The sequence below is a fragment of the Streptomyces sp. Edi2 genome (genome assembly GCF_040253635.1).
In the GTDB taxonomy this organism is placed as follows: Bacteria; Actinomycetota; Actinomycetes; order Streptomycetales; family Streptomycetaceae; genus Streptomyces.
The window spans coordinates 1,511,504-1,529,229 of sequence record NZ_JBEJGX010000003.1; the positions used below are offsets into that span (position 1 = coordinate 1,511,504).

The following is a 17,726-nucleotide window of genomic DNA, read 5'->3' on the forward strand; positions in this document are numbered from 1 at the left end:
CGTCGCGCGCGAGGGGCGGCGCCCAGTCCAGGGGGCGGACCGGGCGCGGGCGGACAGGCCGGACGGACCGGGCGGGGCCGGACGGTCAGCGGGCGGCGAGCGCCGCCTCTCCGGCCTTGCGCATCGCGACCAGGGGTGCCGGGGACCGCCCCGTCATCTGCTCCACCTGCAGTACGGCCTGGTGGACCAGCAGGTCGAGGCCGCCCACCACCCCGCCGCCGCGGGCGGCCCAGGCGGTGGCCAGCGTCGTCGGCCAGGGCTCGTAGAGGACGTCGAAGAGCGTGCCGGGCCGGTCGGGGACGGCGGCGGCGAGCGCGTCGGTGGTGCCCGCCGGGGTGGTCGCGATGGTCAGCGGCGCCTCGAAGGCCGCCGCGGCGTCCTCCCAGGCGGCGGTGCGGACCATGACGCCCAGCCGCTCGCCCCAGCCGCGCATCTCGTCGGCGCGTGCCCGGCTGCGGACGTATGCGGTGACCTCACCGGTGCAGATGCGGGAGAGCGCGGCCAGCGCCGAGGAGGCGGTGGCGCCGGCGCCCAGCACCGACGCCCGCCCGACCTGCCGCACTCCGCGTTCGCGCAGCGCGGCGAGCATGCCGGGGATGTCGGTGTTGTCGCCGAGGCGGCGCCCGTCGGCGGCGAGGACGACGGTGTTCACCGCCTCGACCGAGGACGCCGTGGGGCTGATCTCGTCGAGCAGCGGGATCACCGCCCGCTTGAGCGGCATGGTCAGCGACAGGCCCGCCCAGGTGGCGTCCAGGCGCTCCATGAAGGCGGGCAGCGCCGCTTCGTCGACCTCGTGGCGGTCGTAGGTCCAGTCGCTCAGCCCGAGTTCCCGGTAGGCGGCGCGGTGCAGCACCGGCGAGAGGGAATGGGCAATCGGGGATCCGAGCACCGCGGCTCGACGGGTGGCGCTCATTGCTTGTTTTTCTCTTGTTCCTTTTCGTAGATGCGCCGGTTTCGCTCGTGCTCTTCGTTCGTCTCGGCGAACAGCGTCTTTTCCGGGTTGATCGAGACGAAGTAGTACCAATTGCCCTTGGCCGGGGCGATGGCCGACTTGAGCGCCACTTCACCCGGGTTGCCGATCGGGCCCGGCGGCAGTCCCTTGAACTTGTAGGTGTTGTAGGGATCGTTGAAATTGCGCAGGTTGTCGACGGAGCCGGTGTCCAGCGTGCTCTGGGATTTCGCGTAATTCACCGTCGAGTCGAAGTCCAGCAGGCCGTACGTCTCGGTGTTGTTCGGCTTGAGACGGTTGTAGACGACGCGCGCGACCTTGACGAAGTCATGCTTGTACTTGCCTTCGGCCTGCGTGAGGCTCGCGACGGTCAGCAGCTGCATCGGCGAGTCGAGCTTGAGCGAGCGGGCCTTTCCTTCCAGGTCGTACTTCGTGTAGACCTGGTTCGCCCGCGCCACCATCTGCTTGAGGACCTCGGCCGGTTTCGTCTTTCCGCCGACGCTGTAGGTCGACGGGTAGAGGAATCCCTCCAGCGGGTCCTTTATCTTCGGCGAGTTGTTGGCCCACGACGGCAGCCCGAGGCTCTTGACGTCGCTCTTCGCCACGTCCTTGGTCGTGCCTGCCTTGATGCGCAGCTTTTGGTCGATGAGTTTGTAGACGTCGCCGGCCCGGAGCCCTTCACGGATCGTGAGGCCGTTACGGCTCTTGGGATCGAGCATCATCTCGATGGCCGCGGCGCCCGACATCTGCTTGCGCAGGGTGTACGTCCCCGGCTGCAGGCTCTTCGCCTTCTGGTTCTCGTCGGCCGCCTCGGTAAAGGCACCGGGGCTCTTGATGACACCCTCGCGCTGGAGGATCTGGCCCATTTCCGAAAGCGGCGAACCGTCCGGAATGTCGACCTGGATCTCGCCGGACCCCTCCCCCTCGTAGTCGGGGGCCGATCCGAAGTGGGCCATGAAGAAGTCATAGCCGAAGTAGCCGACCGCGCCGACGGCTCCGGCGAAGACCAGCGCGACGACCAGGCAGGCGGTGCCGCTGCGCCGTTTGTTCTTCTTGCCGCGGCGCTCGCGGTCGGCCCGGCGGGTCTCGCGCGGGTCGTCGTCGTGGTCGTCGTCGCCGCCCGCGAAGAACGCATGCTCCGGCTCCGGCTCGCGGGGCTCCGGCTCGGCCCGCCAGTCGTCACCGGGGCCGTCGCCCTCGCCGTAGTGCGGCTGGGGCTCCGGCTGCTGCGGATGCTGCGGGCTCTGCTGCTGCGGATGCGGCGCCTGCTGATACTGCTGCTGCTGCATCTGCTGCTGCTGCATCTGCTGCTGTTGCGCCTGCTGCTGTTGCGCCTGCTGCTGCAGATGCTGCGGCTGGGGCGGCGGATAGGCGTCAGGGGTCGCGTAGTAGTCGGGACTCGTCCCGCTGTACGGGTCGACCGGCGGCTGCTGCCCGTAGGGGTCGTACGGGTCGTACGGCAGCTGCCCGCCCTGCGTACCGTCCCAGCCGCCGTTGTACTGCTGCTCGGCATACGGGTGCTCGGCATACGGGTCGGCGTGTTGCTGGGGATACCGGGCGGCCTGCTGTCCGTCCCACGGGGGCTGCTGCGCCTGGCCTCTGGAGGCACCCTGCTCGCCGTAGAGCGGGTCCTCTGGATGCCACGGTTCGGAGCCGTAGCCCCGGCCATACTCGGTCATCGATCCCCTAGAGCCGAGAGGCGGTGTGCTCCGGACCGGCAGCGCGCTTGCTGAATCCGACCCGCCTCTACTTGCACGCGCGGCTGTTCGAACGCCGCACATCGCGCGGAACGTTACCGTACCGCGATCAGATGACCACTTCGACGCTCTCGCCCGGGGGTTCCCCGGAGACACGTTCGGCCTCCAGTGCGCTCTGCAGGATCACCACCGCGGCGGCCTGGTCGACCACCGAGCGGCCCTTCTTGCTGCGCACACCAGAGGCCCGCAGACCCTGGGTCGCGGTGACCGTCGACATCCGCTCATCGACCAGCCGGACCCCTACGGGTGCGATGTTCCGGGCCAGCTCCTGGACGAAGCCCCGGACCTTGGCCGCGGCCGGCCCCTCTCCCCCACTGAGGGAGCGGGGCAGACCGACCACGACTTCGAGGGGTTCGTACTCCTCGACGATCGCCTTGAGCCGCCGGTGCGCTGACGGAACGTCACGTCCCGGCACGGTCTCCACGGGGGTGGCGAGGACCCCGTCGGGGTCGCACGAGGCGACCCCGATACGGGCGTCCCCGACATCCACGGCGATGCGCCGTCCGCGTCGCATCTCACTCACGCGCGTCAGGCCGCCTCGGCGACAAGGCGCTCGACGGCCTCGATGGCCTCGGGCACCGCGGCGGCGTTCTGCCCGCCGCCCTGGGCGACGTCCGGCTTGCCGCCGCCACCGCCACCGAGCGTCTTGGCGGCCGTACGCACCAGGTCACCGGCCTTGATGCCGCGCTCACGGGCGGCCTCGTTGGTGGCGATGACCGTCACCGGGCGGCCGTTGGCGACTGTGAAGAGCGCCACAACGGCCGCCCGGCCGCCCTGGATGCGCCCGCGGACATCGAGCACCAGCTTGCGCAGGTCGTCGGCGGAGGTGCCGTCCGGGACCTGCCCGGCGGCCAGTGCCACCCCGCGGACGTCCTTGGCGCCCTCGGCCAGCCCGGCGGCGGCCTGCAGCACCTTCTCCGCGCGGAACTTCTCGATCTCCTTCTCGGCGTCCTTCAGCTTGGCCAGGACACCGGAGATCTTCTCGGGCAGCTCCTCCGGGCGTCCCTTGACCAGCTCGGTGAGCTGGGAGACGACGGTGTGCTCACGGGCGAGGAACTTGTAGGCGTCCACGCCGACCAGCGCCTCGACGCGGCGTACGCCGGAGCCGATGGAGGACTCGCCGAGCAGCTTCACCAGACCCAGCTGAGCGGTGTTGTGGACGTGGGTGCCGCCGCACAGCTCCTTGGAGAAGTCACCGATGGTGACCACTCGGACGCGGTCGCCGTACTTCTCGCCGAATTCGGCGATGGCGCCCTGCTTCTTGGCGTCGTCCATGCTCATGACCTCGGCATGGACATCGAGCTCACGGGCGAGCACATCATTGATCTTCTGCTCGACATCGGTGAGGACCGAGCCCGGCACGGCGGCCGGCGAGCCGAAGTCGAAGCGGAAGCGGCCCGGGGAGTTCTCCGAACCGGCCTGGGCGGCCGTCGGGCCGAGGGCGTCGCGCAGCGCCTGGTGGGTGAGGTGGGTGGCGCTGTGGGCGCGGGCGATGGCACGCCGGCGGGTGATGTCGATGGCGGCGTACCCGGCGGAGCCGAGCACCACCTCGCCGACCTGGACGACGCCCTTGTGGACGGTGACACCGGGCACCGGCTGCTGGACGTCGCGGACCTCGACGACGGCGCCGGAGTCCAGCTTGATCCGGCCGGTGTCGGCGAGCTGGCCGCCGCCCTCGGCGTAGAAGGGGGTGCGGTCCAGGACGACCTCGACGTCGTCACCCTCGTGGGCGGCGGGCGCCGGGACGCCGTTGACCAGCAGGCCGACGACGGTGGACTCGCCCTCGGTGGCGCTGTAGCCGGTGAATTCCGTGGCGCCGGACTTGTCGGCGACCTCGCGGTAGGCCGACAGGTCGGCGTGGCCGCTCTTCTTGGCCTGGGCGTCGGCCTTGGCGCGGTCCCGCTGCTCCTTCATCAGGCGGCGGAAGCCGTCCTCGTCCACCGACAGGCCCTGTTCGGCGGCCATTTCGAGGGTGAGGTCGATCGGGAAGCCCCAGGTGTCGTGGAGCAGGAAGGCCTTGTCGCCGGGCAGGACCGCGGAGCCGGCGGCCTTGGTGTCGGTGACGGCGGTGTCGAGGATGTTGGTGCCGGCCTTCAGCGTCTTGACGAAGGCGGCCTCCTCGGCGAGGGCGACCGTCTCGATGCGGCGGCGGTCCTCCAGCAGCTCCGGGTACTGCTGGCCCATGGTCTTGATGACCACGTCCAGCAGCTCGCCGACGACCAGCCCGCTCGCGCCGAGCAGGCGCATGTTGCGGATGGCGCGGCGCATGATGCGGCGCAGGACGTAGCCGCGGCCCTCGTTGCCGGGGGTGACGCCGTCACCGATGAGCATCGTGGACGTACGGATGTGGTCGGCGACGACGCGCAGCGAGACATCGGTGGCGTCCGAGGCACCGTAGTGCACGCCGGAGAGCTCGGTGGCCTTGTCGATGACGACGCGCAGGGTGTCCGTCTCGTACATGTTCGGGACGTCCTGCAGGATCATCGCCAGGCGCTCGAGGCCGAGGCCGGTGTCGATGTTCTTGCTGGGCAGCTCGCCGAGGATCTCGAAGTCCTCCTTGCCCGTGCCCGCACCCCGCTCGTACTGCATGAAGACCAGGTTCCAGATCTCCACGTACCGCTCGTCGTTGACGGCCGGGCCGCCCTCGACGCCGAACTCCGGGCCGCGGTCGTAGTTGATCTCGGAGCACGGGCCGCAGGGGCCCGGGACGCCCATGGACCAGTAGTTCTCCGTCTTGCCCAGCCGCTGGATGCGCTCTTTGGGCACCCCGACGACCTCGTGCCAGATGCGCTCGGCCTCGTCGTCGTCGAGGTAGACGGTGATCCAGAGCTTCTCCGGGTCGAGGCCGTAGCCACCGTCGGCCTGGGAGCCGGTCAGCAGCTCCCAGGCGTACGTGATGGCGCCTTCCTTGAAGTAGTCGCCGAAGGAGAAGTTGCCGCACATCTGGAAGAACGTGCCGTGCCGGGTGGTCTTGCCGACCTCTTCGATGTCCGGCGTACGCACGCACTTCTGGACGCTGGTGGCGCGCGGGGCGGGCGGCTTGACCTCACCGAGGAAGTACGGCTTGAAGGGGACCATGCCCGCGTTGACGAGCAGCAGCGTCGGGTCGTCCGCGATGAGCGACGCCGACGGCACGACGTTGTGCCCGCGCTCCTCGAAGAAGCGCAGCCAGCGGCGGCGGATTTCAGCCGACTCCATCAGTGGTCCTCTTTTCCAGTCGGTCCGGTCAGACCGGTGTGTCCGGTTGTTCTCGTGGTGCGGTACTGCGGTTCGAGCACCGCGCGGCGCGGCGCGGGCAGCTCGCGCACCTCGCCCGTCTCCCCGAGGCCCAGGGCCTCGTGCAGCTGCTCTTCACGGTCCGCCATTCCGGTCCGTACGTCCAATGCAAATTGGCGCAGCCGGTGTCCGGTCTCGACGGCCTTGTCCGCGGCCTGTGCGGCGAGGCTGTCGGGCTGCAGCTTGCGCAGCTTGCTGTGGACCTTGTTGGTGGCCCAGACCCCGGCGGCGGCGCCGGTGGTGAACCAGAATGCGCGGCGGAACATCGCTGTGATCAGTCCTTGGAGCGACGGTTGCGGCGCCCGCCACGGCGGGCGCCGGGCAGGATACGGCCGGGGACGACGGTGCGCCGGGACTCCGGTTCGCCCTTCATGCCGATCGCGCGGCGCACGCCGTAGCCGAACGCCGCGACCTTGACCAGCGGGCCGCCGAAGGCGGAGGAGACGGTCGAGGAGAGCGCGGAGGCGTTGGCGGTGACCTCTTGGACGTCGGCGGCAATGGCGTCGACGCGGGCCAGCTGGGTGTGCGCGGAGCGGACGGTCGCGGAGGCGTCGGCCAGGAGCGGGACGGCCTGCTCGGACACCTCGGCCACCATCTTGGTGGTCGCCTTGAGCGTCTGCGCGAGCCTCACCAGCACGAGGGCGAGGAACGACACGAGGATCGCCCAGAAGACGGCCACGAGGATCCCGGCCACCTCTCCACCGGACACGTTGGCACCACACTCCGACTGATTTGGTCTGGGCTCATTCCCGATCGGCGCTCCCGCTCGAACGGCACCCTTGACCTTATCGCGCCGTGACTGTCCGTCCGTACCCCGTTCCCCCTCGAACGCGGAGCGCGGGCCCGGGATTCCCGAGGCGTGATTGTACGGTCCGCATCCTGCCGAGTACGCTCCGTGTGCCATGCGACGCCTCACGCGCCCCGGCCCTGCTCCCCGTCCCTCCCCCGCGCGTCTGCGGGAGCCGGACCGGCCGGGGAATCTGCCCGCGGAGCTGGGCGGCTTCATCGGCCGCCACGACGAACTGGCCGCGCTGGCACGGCAGCTGGAATCCGCCCGGCTGGTGACCCTCACCGGCCTGGGCGGCGTCGGTAAATCGCGGCTTGCGCGCCAGGCGGCAGGGATCTTGCAGGATCGCTTCTGCGATGGGGTGTGGCTGGTCGAACTGGCCGCCCTGCGCGAGCCGCACCTCCTGGCACACACCGTCGCCGAGGCACTGGGAGCCACCGGCCACAGCGGCCGCCCGGTGCGCTCCGCCCTCTGCGACCTCCTCGCCGACCGGGACCTGCTGCTCGTCCTGGACGGCTACGAGCACCTGGTCGACGCCTGTGCCGAACTGACCGGGCAGCTGCTGCGCCGTGCCCCCGGGCTGCAGGTGCTGGCCGCGGGCCGGCGTCCGCTCGGGCTGGAGGGGGAGCGGACCGTGCCGCTGCCGCCGATGAACACCGCCGACGCGGCCGCCCTCTTCGCCGAGCGCGCCGCGGCCGTCGTCCCCGGGTTCACCGTGGGGCCGTCCGACGAGGCGGCGGTCACCGAGCTCTGCGAGCGCCTGGACGGCATTCCGCTCGCGCTGGAGCTGGCCGCCGGACGGCTGCGCGCCCTGTCCGTGGACCAGGTGCTGCACCGGCTCGACGACCGTTTCCGGCTGCTGACCGGCACCCGCCCGCGCCGCTCCCCCGAGTTCTCGGCCCCGTTCGCGCCGGAGGGGCACCGCGCCCGGCTCCCGGCCCCCCGCGAGCCGGGAGAACCCCCGCCGCGCCACCAGACGCTGCGTACCGCGATCGGCTGGAGCCATGAGCTGTGCACGCCCGAGGAACGGCTGCTGTGGGCGCGGTTGTCGGTCTTCGCCGGGCACTTCGATCTGGAGGCGGCCGAATACGTCTGCTCGGGGCCGGAGCTGCCGGCCGGCGAACTCCTCGACGTCCTCACCGAGTTGGTGACCCAGTCGGTCCTCGTGCGCGAGGAGACCGCGGCCGGGGTCCGCTACCGGATGCTGGACACCGTACGGGCCTACGGGGCGGGCTGGCTGGCGGTGACGCCCGACGGCGAGCGGCTGCGGCGCCGGCACCGCGACTGGTATCTGGGGCTGGCCACCTGGTGCGAACTGGACTGGTTCAGCTCCCGGCAGGCCGAGATCGCGGCCCGGATCGAGGCCGACCTGCCCAATGTGCGGGTGGCGCTGGAACAGAGCCTGGAGACCCCCGCCGATACCCACCTGGGCCAGTACCTGGCGGGCACGCTGTGGTTCTACTGGGTGGGCTGCGGCCGTCTCGCCGAGGGCCGGCACTGGCTGGACCGGGCCCTGGAGCTGGAGAGCACCCACGACGAGGCGCGGCTGAAGGCCCTGTGGGTGGCCGGCTATGTCGCGGTGCTCCAGGGGGACACCGTCGGCGCGCTGGGGGCCCTGCAGGAGTGCCGTGACAAGGCCGAGCGGACCGGCAACACCACCGCGGCCGCGTACGCACTGCACCGCACCGGCTGTCTGGCCCTGGTCAGCGACGACATGCCGCGCGCCGAGAAGCTGCTGCGCGCGGCGCTGGTCCGCTACCGGGAGATCGGCGAGCTCAACAGCAATGTGCTGCTGGGACAGGTCGAGCTGGCGATGGCGGTGGCCTTCCAGGGCGAGCTGGCGGACGCGGTGCGCCTGTGCGAGGACGTCCTGGAGGTGTGCGAGGAGCACGGCGAGCGCTGGACACTGGCGTACGCCCAGTACGTGCTGGCCTTCGCCGCCTGGTCCCGTGGCGACGGCAAGCGGGCCCGTGCGCTGCTGGAGGAGTGCCTGGCCATCGATCACACCTTCCACGATCTGCTCGGGGCGGTGCTGGCGATCGAGCTGCTGGCCCTGGTGACGCTCGGCGAGGGCGACGCGGAGGAGGCGGCGGTGCTGCAGGGCGCCGCCGGGCGGATCTGGCCGTCGGTGGGACTGCCGCTGTTCGGCTCACGCCACTTCAACCAGCCGCATGCCCGGTGCGAGGAGCAGGCGCGCGAGCGGCTGGGGGACGAGCGCTACGAGCACTGCCGGCGCGTGGGCGGGCGGCTCGACCTGGACGCGGCGGTGGCCCGGGTCCTGCGGCCCGCCGGCCTGCTGCCCGCACCGCCGCGCGCGGTGCGGAGCACGGCACCCGGGCACGAATGAGCCCGCCGCCTCCCCCTCCGCGAGGGCGGGGAGACGGCGGGCCGAGCGCGTGGCGCTGCGCCTGCTGTGGTGCTTAGCGGGCGTAGTACTCGACGACGAGCTGCTCGTCGCAGATCACCGGGATCTCCTTGCGGTTCGGGTCCCGGTCGAGACGGAACGCCAGAGCCGGCAGGTTGACCTCGAGGTAGCGCGGGGTCTCACCGTCGGTGTCGTAGCCACCCTCACGGGCGACCTGGAAGGGGTGCTTCTCGCGGCTGCGCTCGCGGACCATCACGACGTCGCCGGGGCGGACGCGGAAGGAAGGCTTGTCGACCTTGCGGTCGTTCACCGAGATGTGGCCGTGGACGACCATCTGACGAGCCTGGTAGATGGTGCGGGCGATGCCCGACCGCAGGACGAGCGCGTCCAGACGGCGCTCAAGCTCGATGATCAGCGCTTCGCCGGTCTTGCCTTCGACCTTCCGAGCGCGGTCGTAGGCACGCGCCATCTGGCGCTCGCTGATGTCGTACTGCGCACGCAGGCGCTGCTTCTCGAGCAGACGGACCTTGTAGTCACTGCTCTGCTTGCGGCCACGGCCGTGCTCGCCGGGCGGGTAAGGACGGGCCTCGAAGTACTTGACGGCCTTCGGCGTCAGCGCGATGCCGAGCGCGCGGGACTTCTTGACCTTGGGACGCGACTGGTTCACGTGGAACGTTCCTCCATGTAAGTTAGGTGAGGCTTACCTTAGCGCGAGGAGAACGCATGTTTCGACCTGGGATCCCCCTGCCCAGTGCACACCGCACCGAGGCGGGTCAGCCGCGTCCCGTGGAAGACGCCCAGCGGCCCTCCGCCGCCGAGCGCATACGAACCCTCGTCGAGTCCCATGGTATGGCGTCCTTGAGCATCCCCGGTGTCGAGGACCCCGACGAAGCCGGTCTCTCGGCTCCTGTCTGCCGGACCGTGACACCCGGCGGAGACGTGCTGTTGCTGGTTCCAGGCGACTCTGCGGCGGCTCGGGCGGCCGCACACGCGCAGGACGACGACGTCACAGCCGTGATGGAGATCACGGACGTCGCACCCGTTTCGGTGCCTCATCGCATCCGCGGACGGGCCTGGGTGGCCGGCTGGCTGACCCCCGTACGCAATGACCAGCGCGCCGAGGCCGCCATGCTGCTCGCCGAGCGGCACCCGGTGGGAGAGCTGCTGGGCATCGGTGAGGCGCTGCAGCCGGACCCGGCACCGGGCCTGTACGGGCGGACCGCCTGGATGATGCTGCGCCTGGAGGTCGGCGAGGGCGCGGTGGACGATCTGTGGGGCGCCGAGTCCGTCGAGCCCGACGAGTTCGCCGTCGCGGCCCCCGATCCGCTGGCCGCCCACGAGGCGGAGCTGCTGCAGCATCTGCACGCGGCGCACAGCGAGCAGGTGCGCGGGCTGTGTGCCCTGCTGGGCGACCGCCAGGAGACCTGCGGGCTGCGTGACCGGGCCGTGCCGGTGGGCCTGGACCGCTTCGGCCTGCGGGTCCGCTTCACCGACGCCGAGCAGCGGTCCTTCGACGCGCGGTTCGACTTCCCCGAGCCCGTGCGGGACGTGGCGGAGCTGCGGCGGGCGATGCATCTGCTCTTCGAGGCGGCGGCCGAGTAGCGGGGGCCCGGAGCGGCCGGGGCTATTCGGTGGCGGCGGCCTCGCCGGAGGCCGGGCCCAGGCGGATGCGGACCCGCTCGACCACATCGGCGTAGCGCGCCTCCGCGCCGTGGCGGGTGGGCTCGTAGTACCGCTTGCCGTGCACCTCGTCCGGCGCGTACTGCTGGGCCGCGATACCGCCCGGCAGGTCGTGCGGGTACTGATAGCCCTGGCCGTGGCCGAGCTTCTGAGCGCCCTTGTAGTGGCTGTCGCGCAGATGCGGCGGTACCGCACCCGCCTGACCGGCCCGGACGTCCGCCAGGGCGGCGTCGATCGCCATGTACGCGGCGTTCGACTTCGGCGCCAGGGCGAGCGCGATGGTGGCCTGGCTGAGCGTGATCCGCGCCTCCGGGAAGCCGATCATCGCCACGGCCTGGGCGGCGGCCACCGCGGTCTGCAGGGCCGTCGGATCGGCCAGGCCGATGTCCTCGCTCGCCGAGATCATCAGCCGGCGGGCGATGAAACGCGGGTCCTCCCCCGCCTCGATCATGCGCGCGAGGTAGTGCAGCGCGGCGTCGACGTCCGAGCCCCGGATGGACTTGATCAGCGCGCTGGCGACGTCGTAGTGCTGGTCGCCGTCCCGGTCGTACTTCACCGCCGCCCGGTCGACGGACTCCTCCAGCGTCTGGAGGGTGATCTCCTTCTCCCCCTTGGCCAGCGCAGATCCTGCACCGGCCTCCAGCGCCGTCAGCGCCCGCCGGGCATCGCCGCCCGCGATGCGCAGCAGATGCCCCTCGGTGTCCTCGGGGAGGGTGACCGAGCCCGCCAGACCGCGGGCGTCGCTCAGCGCGCGCCGCAGCAGCCCGCGCAGATCGTCGTCCGTGAGGGGTTCGAGGGTCAGCAGCAGCGAGCGGGACAGCAGCGGCGAGATCACCGAGAAGTACGGATTCTCGGTCGTCGCGGCGATCAGGGTGACCCAGCGGTTCTCCACGGCGGGCAGCAGGGAGTCCTGCTGGGCCTTGCTGAAGCGGTGGATCTCGTCCAGGAAGAGGACGGTCTCCTTGCCGAAGCCGCCGGAGGCGCGCCGGGCGCCGTCGATCACCGCGCGGACCTCCTTGACGCCCGCCGTGATGGCCGAGAGCTCCACGAAGCGCTTGTTCGTCGCCTGGCTGACGACGTACGCCAGGGTCGTCTTGCCGATGCCCGGCGGGCCCCACAGGAACACCGACGACGGCCCCGCAGGGCCGCCGTCGCCCTCGCCGACCAGCCGGCGCAGCGGCGAGCCCGGCTTGAGGAGATGCTGCTGGCCCACGACTTCGTCGAGGGTGCGCGGACGCATCCGCACGGCGAGCGGGGACCCCGCGGGGTCCTTCTCCTGACGGTCTTCGGCAGCGGCGGTGAACAGGTCGGGCTCCACGTCCACGAGCCTATGTCACCCCACTGACAACGCCCCGGGCGCCGTTGACGTGGACGGCGGCCGGGGCCTGCGGCGGATGCGCGCGGGTGACTAGATCAGCGTGCTCCAGTACGACCACCACTTGGTGAGGATCAGCATCGCGATCACGCCGTACCAGACCACGGGCACCACCCAGTGGAACTCCACCACGGCGGAGCGCAGCCCCGCGGGGGCCGGGATGATGCCGTGCTTGAGGTTGTGGGCGGTGGTGTACCAGAACATCAGGATGGTGACGCACCAGGTCAGCGTGCACCACAGGCACAGTGAGTTGATGCTGTACAGCGACTGGGACATCAGCCACATACAGAAGACCGCGGCCAGCCCGGTGCCGACGTTCAGGCCGATCCAGTACCAGCGGCGGAAGCGGGCGCCGGCCAGCAGGGCCATCCCGATCGCGATCACCACGCCGAAACCGACCAGCCCGGCCATCGGGTTCGGGAAGCCGAAGACCTCCGCCTGCTTGCTCTGCATGACACTGCCGCAGGAGATGATCGGGTTGAGGCTGCAGGCGGGCTTGAAGTTCGGGTCCTTCAGCAGCTCGAACTTGTCCAGGGTGATGATCCAGGCCGCCAGCAGACCCAGCGCGCTGGTGATCACCAGGAGCAGCGCGAAGCCGCGGCCGGAACCGATCCTGTCCGCGCCGCTCGCGCGGTCGTCGTCGGTGGACACGTCGTCAAGCGCTGTCGTCGTCATATCGCCGTTCCGTCGATCCCTGGGGAGATGGGGCTGAGAAAGCGGGTCCGCGAGCGCGGCACCGCCGTTCATTCTGCCCCAACTCCACCATGACCCACTGTGCGATGAACATAAAGCCGAAGGCTCCGTACACAGCGTTCTCTCAGGTTCGCGCCCTGCCCGCCCGCCCTGCCGCGCGCTGCGGCACCGGCCGCCGCCAGTGGCGGGGCGCGTCCAAAACCCTCCGCCGGGATGACGGCTCAGCGGGCGTTGACACCGGGCACCGGGCACCGGCAGCACGAGGGGCCCGGACGGCAGCTCGCCGTCGGGCCCCTCAGTTCTCTCGCCGCGCGGCCTCAGCCGAGCCTGCGCCGGACCTCCTCGGCCACGCCGTCCAGCGCCACCGCGGTCTGCTCGCCGCTCTCCAGGTCCTTGAGCTGGACGACGCCCTCGGCCAGGTCCCGCTCGCCCGCCACCAGCGCCAGCCGCGCGCCGGAGCGGTTGGCGGACTTCATGGCGTTCTTCAGGCCCTTGCCGCCGAACGCGAAGTCGGTGGCGACACCGGACCGGCGCAGCTCGGTGACCACGCCGAACAGCACCCGCCGGGCCTCCTCGCCGAGCGGGACGGCGTACACGGCGGTGGCGGCAGGGATGTCGAGCGTGATGCCCTCCGCCTCCAGCGCCAGCACCGTGCGGTCGACGCCCAGGGCCCAGCCGACGGACGGCAGCGCGGGGCCGCCGATCATCTCGGAGAGGCCGTCGTAGCGGCCGCCGCCGCCCACCGCCGACTGCGAGCCCAGGCCGTCGTGGACGAACTCGAAGGTGGTGCGGGTGTAGTAGTCCAGGCCGCGCACCAGCTTCTCGTCGTCCTCGAAGGCCACGCCCGCCGCGGTCAGCAGCTCGCGCACCTGCTCGTGGTACGCCTTGCAGGCCTCGCAAAGGTAGTCGCGGAGCTTGGGCGCCCCGTCGAGCTGCTTCTGCACCGCTTCGCGCTTGTCGTCCAGGACGCGCAGCGGGTTGATCTCGACCCGGCGACGGGTGTCCTCGTCCAGGTCGAGCCCGCCCAGGAAGTCCTGCAGCGCGGCGCGGTAGACGGGACGGCACTCCTTGTCGCCCAGGGAGTTGAGCAGGATGCGGAAGTTCCGCAGGCCCAGCGCGCGGTAGGCCTGGTCGGCCAGGATGATCAACTCGGCGTCCAGCGCCGGGTCTTCGGCACCGATGGCCTCGGCGCCGACCTGGGAGAAGTGGCGGTAACGGCCCTTCTGCGGACGCTCGTAGCGGTAGTACGAGCCGGAGTACCAGAGCTTGACGGGGAGATTGCCGGCCTTGTGGAGGTTGGCCTCCAGCGCGGCCCGCAGCACGGACGCGGTGCCCTCGGGACGCAGCGCCAGCTGGTCGCCGCCCTTGGTCTCGAAGGCGTACATCTCCTTGGTCACGATGTCGGTGGACTCGCCGACCCCGCGCGCGAACAGCTCGACGTTCTCGAAGCCGGGCGTCTCGATGTAGCCGTACCCGGAGTTCTTCAGCGGCGCGGCGATCGCCTCGCGCACCGCGAGATAGGTGGCGGACTGCGGCGGAATCAGGTCGTACGTGCCCTTGGGGGCCTTGAAGGTGCTCACGGAAACTCTCGTCACATTCCTCGTCGTGGAGCGGCGGTGAAGCCGTCTCCGCGGCCGGCGGCCACTTCCCGGAGGAAGGGGTTGGTGGCGCGCTCGTGGCCGATGGTGGTCTGGGGGCCGTGGCCGGACAGGACGACGGTCGAGTCCTCCAGCGGCAGGCACACACGCGCCAGCGACTGCAGGATCTCGGCGTGGTCGCCGCCCGGCAGGTCGGTGCGTCCGATGGAGCCGGCGAACAGCAGGTCGCCCGAGAAGAAGACCGGCGGAATGTCGGCCTGCTCGGGCATCCGGAAGGTCACCGACCCCTTGGTATGGCCCGGGGCGTGCGCGACGGAGAATTCCATCCCGGCGAGTTCCAGGGCGGCACCGTCGCTCAGCTCCTTGACGTCGTCCGGCTCGCCCACCGTGAGTTCGCCCAGGAGCTGCTGACCGATGGAGCGGCCGAGGGCCTTCTCCGGGTCGCTCATCATGTAGCGGTCCTCGGGGTGGATCCAGGCCGGGACGTCGTGTGCGCCGCACACCGGGACGACCGAGGCGACGTGGTCGATATGACCGTGCGTGAGAACGACCGCGACGGGCTTGAGCCGATGCTTTGCGACCGCGTCCTCGACTCCTGGGGCCGCCTGGTGGCCCGGGTCGATGATGACGCACTCCTCGCCTGCGGCGGGGGCGACCAAGTAGCAGTTGGTGCCCCAGGCCCCGGCGGGGAACCCGGCAATCAGCACGTTCGTCCTTACGGTCGGTGTGGAGGCCGGCCCGCAAGGCCGCTCCTCCCGGACATCTCGGCAGCTCCAGAGCCTACCGGCGGGACTCCCGGCAGGGCGAACCCGTATACCGTACGGCCACGGCGCACGAGCGCGATCGATGATCGGACAAGGAGACGACCGGTGGTCAGCAAAGATCAGCGGCGGCGGCAGCTCGCCCGCGAGAAGTACGAGCGTCAGCAGCAACGGCGGTCCGCGGCCCAGCGCAAGACCAAACGCCGCAATGTGATCATCGCGTCCGCCGCGGCAGTCGCGCTGGCCGCCGGCGCCGTCGTCTACGTCTCCGCGGGCCTCGCGGGCGGCAGCGACCAGGAGGACAGGGCCGCGGCCCCGACGCCGTCCAAGGCGCCGGACCCCTGCGGCCGGCCCGCGAAGGGCAGCCCGTCGAAGAAGACCTGGCCCAAGGAACCGGCGATGTCGCTCGACACCTCGGCCTCGTACTCCGCGAAGCTGGCGACGACCTGCGGCACCATCGGCATCACACTGGACGCCGGCAAGGCGCCGCACACGGTCAACTCCTTCGCCTTCCTGGCCGGCCAGGGCTACTTCGACCACAGCAAGTGCCACCGCCTGATGAACGAGGGGATTTTCGTCCTGCAGTGCGGCGACCCGAAGGGCACCGGCCAGGGCACCCCCGGCTACACCATCCCGGACGAGAACCTGAAGGACCCGCGGCTCAAGGGCGGCATCTATCCGGCGGGCACCGTCGCGATGGCCAACCGCTACGACGGGGCGAGCGAGAAGACCCGCAACTCCGGCGGCAGCCAGTTCTTCCTCGTCTACCAGGACAGCAAGCTGCCGGCGAACTACACACCGTTCGGCACCATCACGGGCGGTATGGACGTCCTGAAGAAGATCGCCAAGGCCGGATCCACGACCGACCCGCAGACCCGCAACAGCGCGCCCAACGCCACCGTCGTGATCGACAAGGCATCCGTGAAGAAGTCCTGACCGGCCGGACGACCTGGGGCGGCACCGCGGCGCCGCCCCGTGCGAACCGCGGAATTTCGTCGTGCTGGATGCGGACAGCGGACCGCAGGTCGCCTAGATTGGCGTTGTGTAGGGTGCCTGCTCCGACGGCTGCCACCCTCACCCGCAATTCAGCCCGTCGGACCGGCCAGGGCGCGGCTCTGCCGGACAGAAACTGTGGACGATGCCGGGGGGCCGCACGCCCCCGTCGGCATCATGTGGAGGAGGCGCTGTGAGCAGCGACCCATGGGGCCGCGTCGACGAGACGGGGACCGTGTACGTGCGTACCGCCGAGGGCGAGCAGGTCGTCGGATCGTGGCAGGCAGGAACTCCCGAGGAGGCCCTCGCCTACTTCGAGCGCAAGTATGAGGGCCTGGTCGTCGAGATCGGCCTCCTCGAGCGCCGGGTCAAGACCACCGACCTGTCGGCGAAGGACGCGACGACCGCGATCGAGCATCTGCGCACCCAGATCGACGAACACCACGCGGTGGGCGATCTGGACGCGCTGCGCAAGCGGCTGGACAAGCTCGTCGAGGCCGTCGAGTCGCGCCGCGAGGAGCGCAAGGCGCAGAAGGCGCGGCAGAGCGACGAGGCTCGCCAGGCCAAGGAGAAGCTGGTCGCCGAGGCCGAGGAGCTGGCGGCCAGTGAGCAGTGGCGGGCGGCCGGCGAGCGGCTGCGCGCGCTGGTCGACACCTGGAAGGGCCTGCCGCGGCTCGACCGCAAGGCGGACGACGAACTGTGGCACCGCTTCTCGCACGCCCGCTCGGCGTTCTCCAAGCGCCGCAAGGCACACTTCGCGTCGCTGGACGCGCAGCGCGAGGAGTCCCGTAAGGCGAAGGAGAAGCTGGTCGCCGAGGCCGAGTCGCTGTCGAACTCGACGGACTGGGGGGCCACCGCGGCCCGCTACCGCGAGCTGATGGCCGACTGGAAGGCCGCGGGCCGCGCCCAGCGCGAGCACGAGGACGACCTGTGGAACCGCTTCCGCGGCGCCCAGGACGTCTTCTTCCAGGCGCGCGGCGAGACCTTCGCGGAGCGCGACGCCGAGCAGCGGGAGAACCTGACCCGCAAGGAGGAGCTGGCCGTCGAGGCCGAGAAGCTGCTCCCCGTCTCGGACCTGAAGGCCGCGCGGTCGGCGTTCCGCTCGATCAACGAACGGTGGGAGGCCATCGGCCACGTCCCCCGGGACGCCCGCCCCAAGATCGAGGGCCGGATGCACGCCGTCGAGCGCGCCATCCAGGAGGCCGAGGAGAGCGAGTGGCGGCGGACGAACCCTGAGGCGCGGGCCCGCGCCGCGGGGCTGACCGGCCAGCTCCAGGACGCGGTCGACAAGCTGCAGAAGCAGATCGACACGGCCAGGGCGGCGGGCAACAACGCCAAGGCCGACAAGCTCGGCCGGGAGCTGGAGGGCCGCAAGGAGCTGCTGGACCAGGCGCTCAAGGGCCTGGAGGAGTTCGGCGGCTGATTCTTGCGCCTAAACCGGCGCCGCTTTCGCGGAAATGGTTGATCGCCGTTGGGGTTCCTCAATTGATGC

General features: G+C 70.9%; 15 protein-coding genes. 4 read left to right on the top strand and 11 right to left on the bottom strand.

The window, feature by feature from the left end; all coding sequences use genetic code 11:
• Positions 1–85: 85 nt before the first annotated feature.
• From ABR737_RS10135 to ABR737_RS10160, 6 genes are all read right to left on the bottom strand, one after another.
• Positions 86–913 (bottom strand): shikimate dehydrogenase, encoded by an 828-nt coding sequence (locus ABR737_RS10135; protein WP_350249853.1) that lies wholly within the window; start codon positions 911–913, stop codon positions 86–88.
• Complete coding sequence (gene mltG / locus ABR737_RS10140) at positions 910–2,628, bottom strand: endolytic transglycosylase MltG (protein WP_350249854.1); 1,719 nt, start codon at positions 2,626–2,628, stop codon at positions 910–912. The genes ABR737_RS10135 and mltG overlap by 4 nt, the downstream gene beginning before the upstream one ends.
• Positions 2,629–2,755: 127 nt before the next feature.
• A complete protein-coding gene (gene ruvX, locus ABR737_RS10145) occupies positions 2,756–3,220 on the bottom strand; it encodes a Holliday junction resolvase RuvX (protein WP_350256737.1) in 465 nt (154 codons plus the stop codon).
• Positions 3,221–3,234: 14 nt separating this feature from the next.
• Positions 3,235–5,904, bottom strand: coding sequence for an alanine--tRNA ligase (alaS, locus tag ABR737_RS10150; RefSeq protein WP_350249855.1), 2,670 nt, complete (start codon positions 5,902–5,904; stop codon positions 3,235–3,237).
• Entirely contained in the window at positions 5,904–6,248 is a 345-nt protein-coding gene (locus tag ABR737_RS10155; RefSeq protein WP_350249856.1) for a DUF6167 family protein, read from the bottom strand. Before ABR737_RS10155 ends, alaS begins: the two co-directional genes overlap by 1 nt.
• Before the next feature lie 8 nt (positions 6,249–6,256).
• Entirely contained in the window at positions 6,257–6,691 is a 435-nt protein-coding gene (locus ABR737_RS10160; protein ID WP_350249857.1) for a DUF948 domain-containing protein, read from the bottom strand.
• Positions 6,692–6,884: 193 nt separating this feature from the next.
• Between ABR737_RS10160 and ABR737_RS10165 the strand changes: the two genes are divergently transcribed.
• A complete protein-coding gene (locus ABR737_RS10165) occupies positions 6,885–9,116 on the top strand; it encodes an ATP-binding protein (RefSeq protein ID WP_350249858.1) in 2,232 nt (743 codons plus the stop codon).
• 73 nt (positions 9,117–9,189) lie between these two features.
• Here ABR737_RS10165 and rpsD read toward each other — a convergent pair whose 3' ends face one another.
• Positions 9,190–9,801 carry a 30S ribosomal protein S4 gene (gene rpsD, locus ABR737_RS10170; RefSeq protein WP_030987289.1) on the bottom strand — a complete coding sequence of 204 codons (612 nt, stop codon included), beginning with the start codon at positions 9,799–9,801 and terminating at the stop codon, positions 9,190–9,192.
• 182 nt (positions 9,802–9,983) lie between these two features.
• On the opposite strand from rpsD, the gene ABR737_RS10175 reads away from it, so the two are divergent.
• Complete coding sequence (locus ABR737_RS10175) at positions 9,984–10,736, top strand: DUF2470 domain-containing protein (protein ID WP_350256738.1); 753 nt, start codon at positions 9,984–9,986, stop codon at positions 10,734–10,736.
• Between the two features lie 22 nt (positions 10,737–10,758).
• On the opposite strand, the gene ABR737_RS10180 is transcribed toward ABR737_RS10175, so the two are convergent.
• From ABR737_RS10180 to ABR737_RS10195, 4 genes are all read right to left on the bottom strand, one after another.
• Positions 10,759–12,132, bottom strand: a complete 1,374-nt coding sequence (locus ABR737_RS10180; protein ID WP_350249859.1) for a replication-associated recombination protein A — start codon at positions 12,130–12,132, stop codon at positions 10,759–10,761.
• Between the two features lie 90 nt (positions 12,133–12,222).
• On the bottom strand, positions 12,223–12,864 hold the full coding sequence (locus ABR737_RS10185; RefSeq protein ID WP_350249860.1) for a vitamin K epoxide reductase family protein: 642 nt from the start codon (positions 12,862–12,864) through the stop codon (positions 12,223–12,225).
• 335 nt (positions 12,865–13,199) lie between these two features.
• Positions 13,200–14,462 carry a histidine--tRNA ligase gene (gene hisS / locus ABR737_RS10190; protein ID WP_350249861.1) on the bottom strand — a complete coding sequence of 421 codons (1,263 nt, stop codon included), beginning with the start codon at positions 14,460–14,462 and terminating at the stop codon, positions 13,200–13,202.
• 11 nt (positions 14,463–14,473) lie between these two features.
• On the bottom strand, positions 14,474–15,187 hold the full coding sequence (locus ABR737_RS10195; RefSeq protein ID WP_350249862.1) for an MBL fold metallo-hydrolase: 714 nt from the start codon (positions 15,185–15,187) through the stop codon (positions 14,474–14,476).
• A 162-nt stretch (positions 15,188–15,349) separates the two neighbouring features.
• On the opposite strand from ABR737_RS10195, the gene ABR737_RS10200 reads away from it, so the two are divergent.
• Together ABR737_RS10200 and ABR737_RS10205 are read left to right on the top strand one after the other, a co-directional pair.
• Positions 15,350–16,177, top strand: a complete 828-nt coding sequence (locus ABR737_RS10200) for a peptidylprolyl isomerase (RefSeq protein WP_350249863.1) — start codon at positions 15,350–15,352, stop codon at positions 16,175–16,177.
• A 250-nt stretch (positions 16,178–16,427) separates the two neighbouring features.
• Complete coding sequence (locus tag ABR737_RS10205; protein ID WP_350249864.1) at positions 16,428–17,657, top strand: DUF349 domain-containing protein; 1,230 nt, start codon at positions 16,428–16,430, stop codon at positions 17,655–17,657.
• Positions 17,658–17,726: the final 69 nt, after the last annotated feature.

Bases quoted from the DNA above. Each gene is read 5' to 3' on its own strand.
- ABR737_RS10165 (WP_350249858.1), top strand. From the start codon at position 6,885: ATGCGACGCCTCACGCGCCCCGGCCCTGCTCCCCGTCCCTCCCCCGCG.
- ABR737_RS10155 (WP_350249856.1), bottom strand. From the start codon at position 6,248: ATGTTCCGCCGCGCATTCTGGTTCACCACCGGCGCCGCCGCCGGGGTC.
- mltG (WP_350249854.1), bottom strand. From the start codon at position 2,628: ATGACCGAGTATGGCCGGGGCTACGGCTCCGAACCGTGGCATCCAGAG.
- ABR737_RS10175 (WP_350256738.1), top strand. From the start codon at position 9,984: ATGGCGTCCTTGAGCATCCCCGGTGTCGAGGACCCCGACGAAGCCGGT.
- ABR737_RS10185 (WP_350249860.1), bottom strand. From the start codon at position 12,864: ATGACGACGACAGCGCTTGACGACGTGTCCACCGACGACGACCGCGCG.
- ruvX (WP_350256737.1), bottom strand. From the start codon at position 3,220: ATGCGACGCGGACGGCGCATCGCCGTGGATGTCGGGGACGCCCGTATC.
- ABR737_RS10135 (WP_350249853.1), bottom strand. From the start codon at position 913: ATGAGCGCCACCCGTCGAGCCGCGGTGCTCGGATCCCCGATTGCCCAT.
- alaS (WP_350249855.1), bottom strand. From the start codon at position 5,904: ATGGAGTCGGCTGAAATCCGCCGCCGCTGGCTGCGCTTCTTCGAGGAG.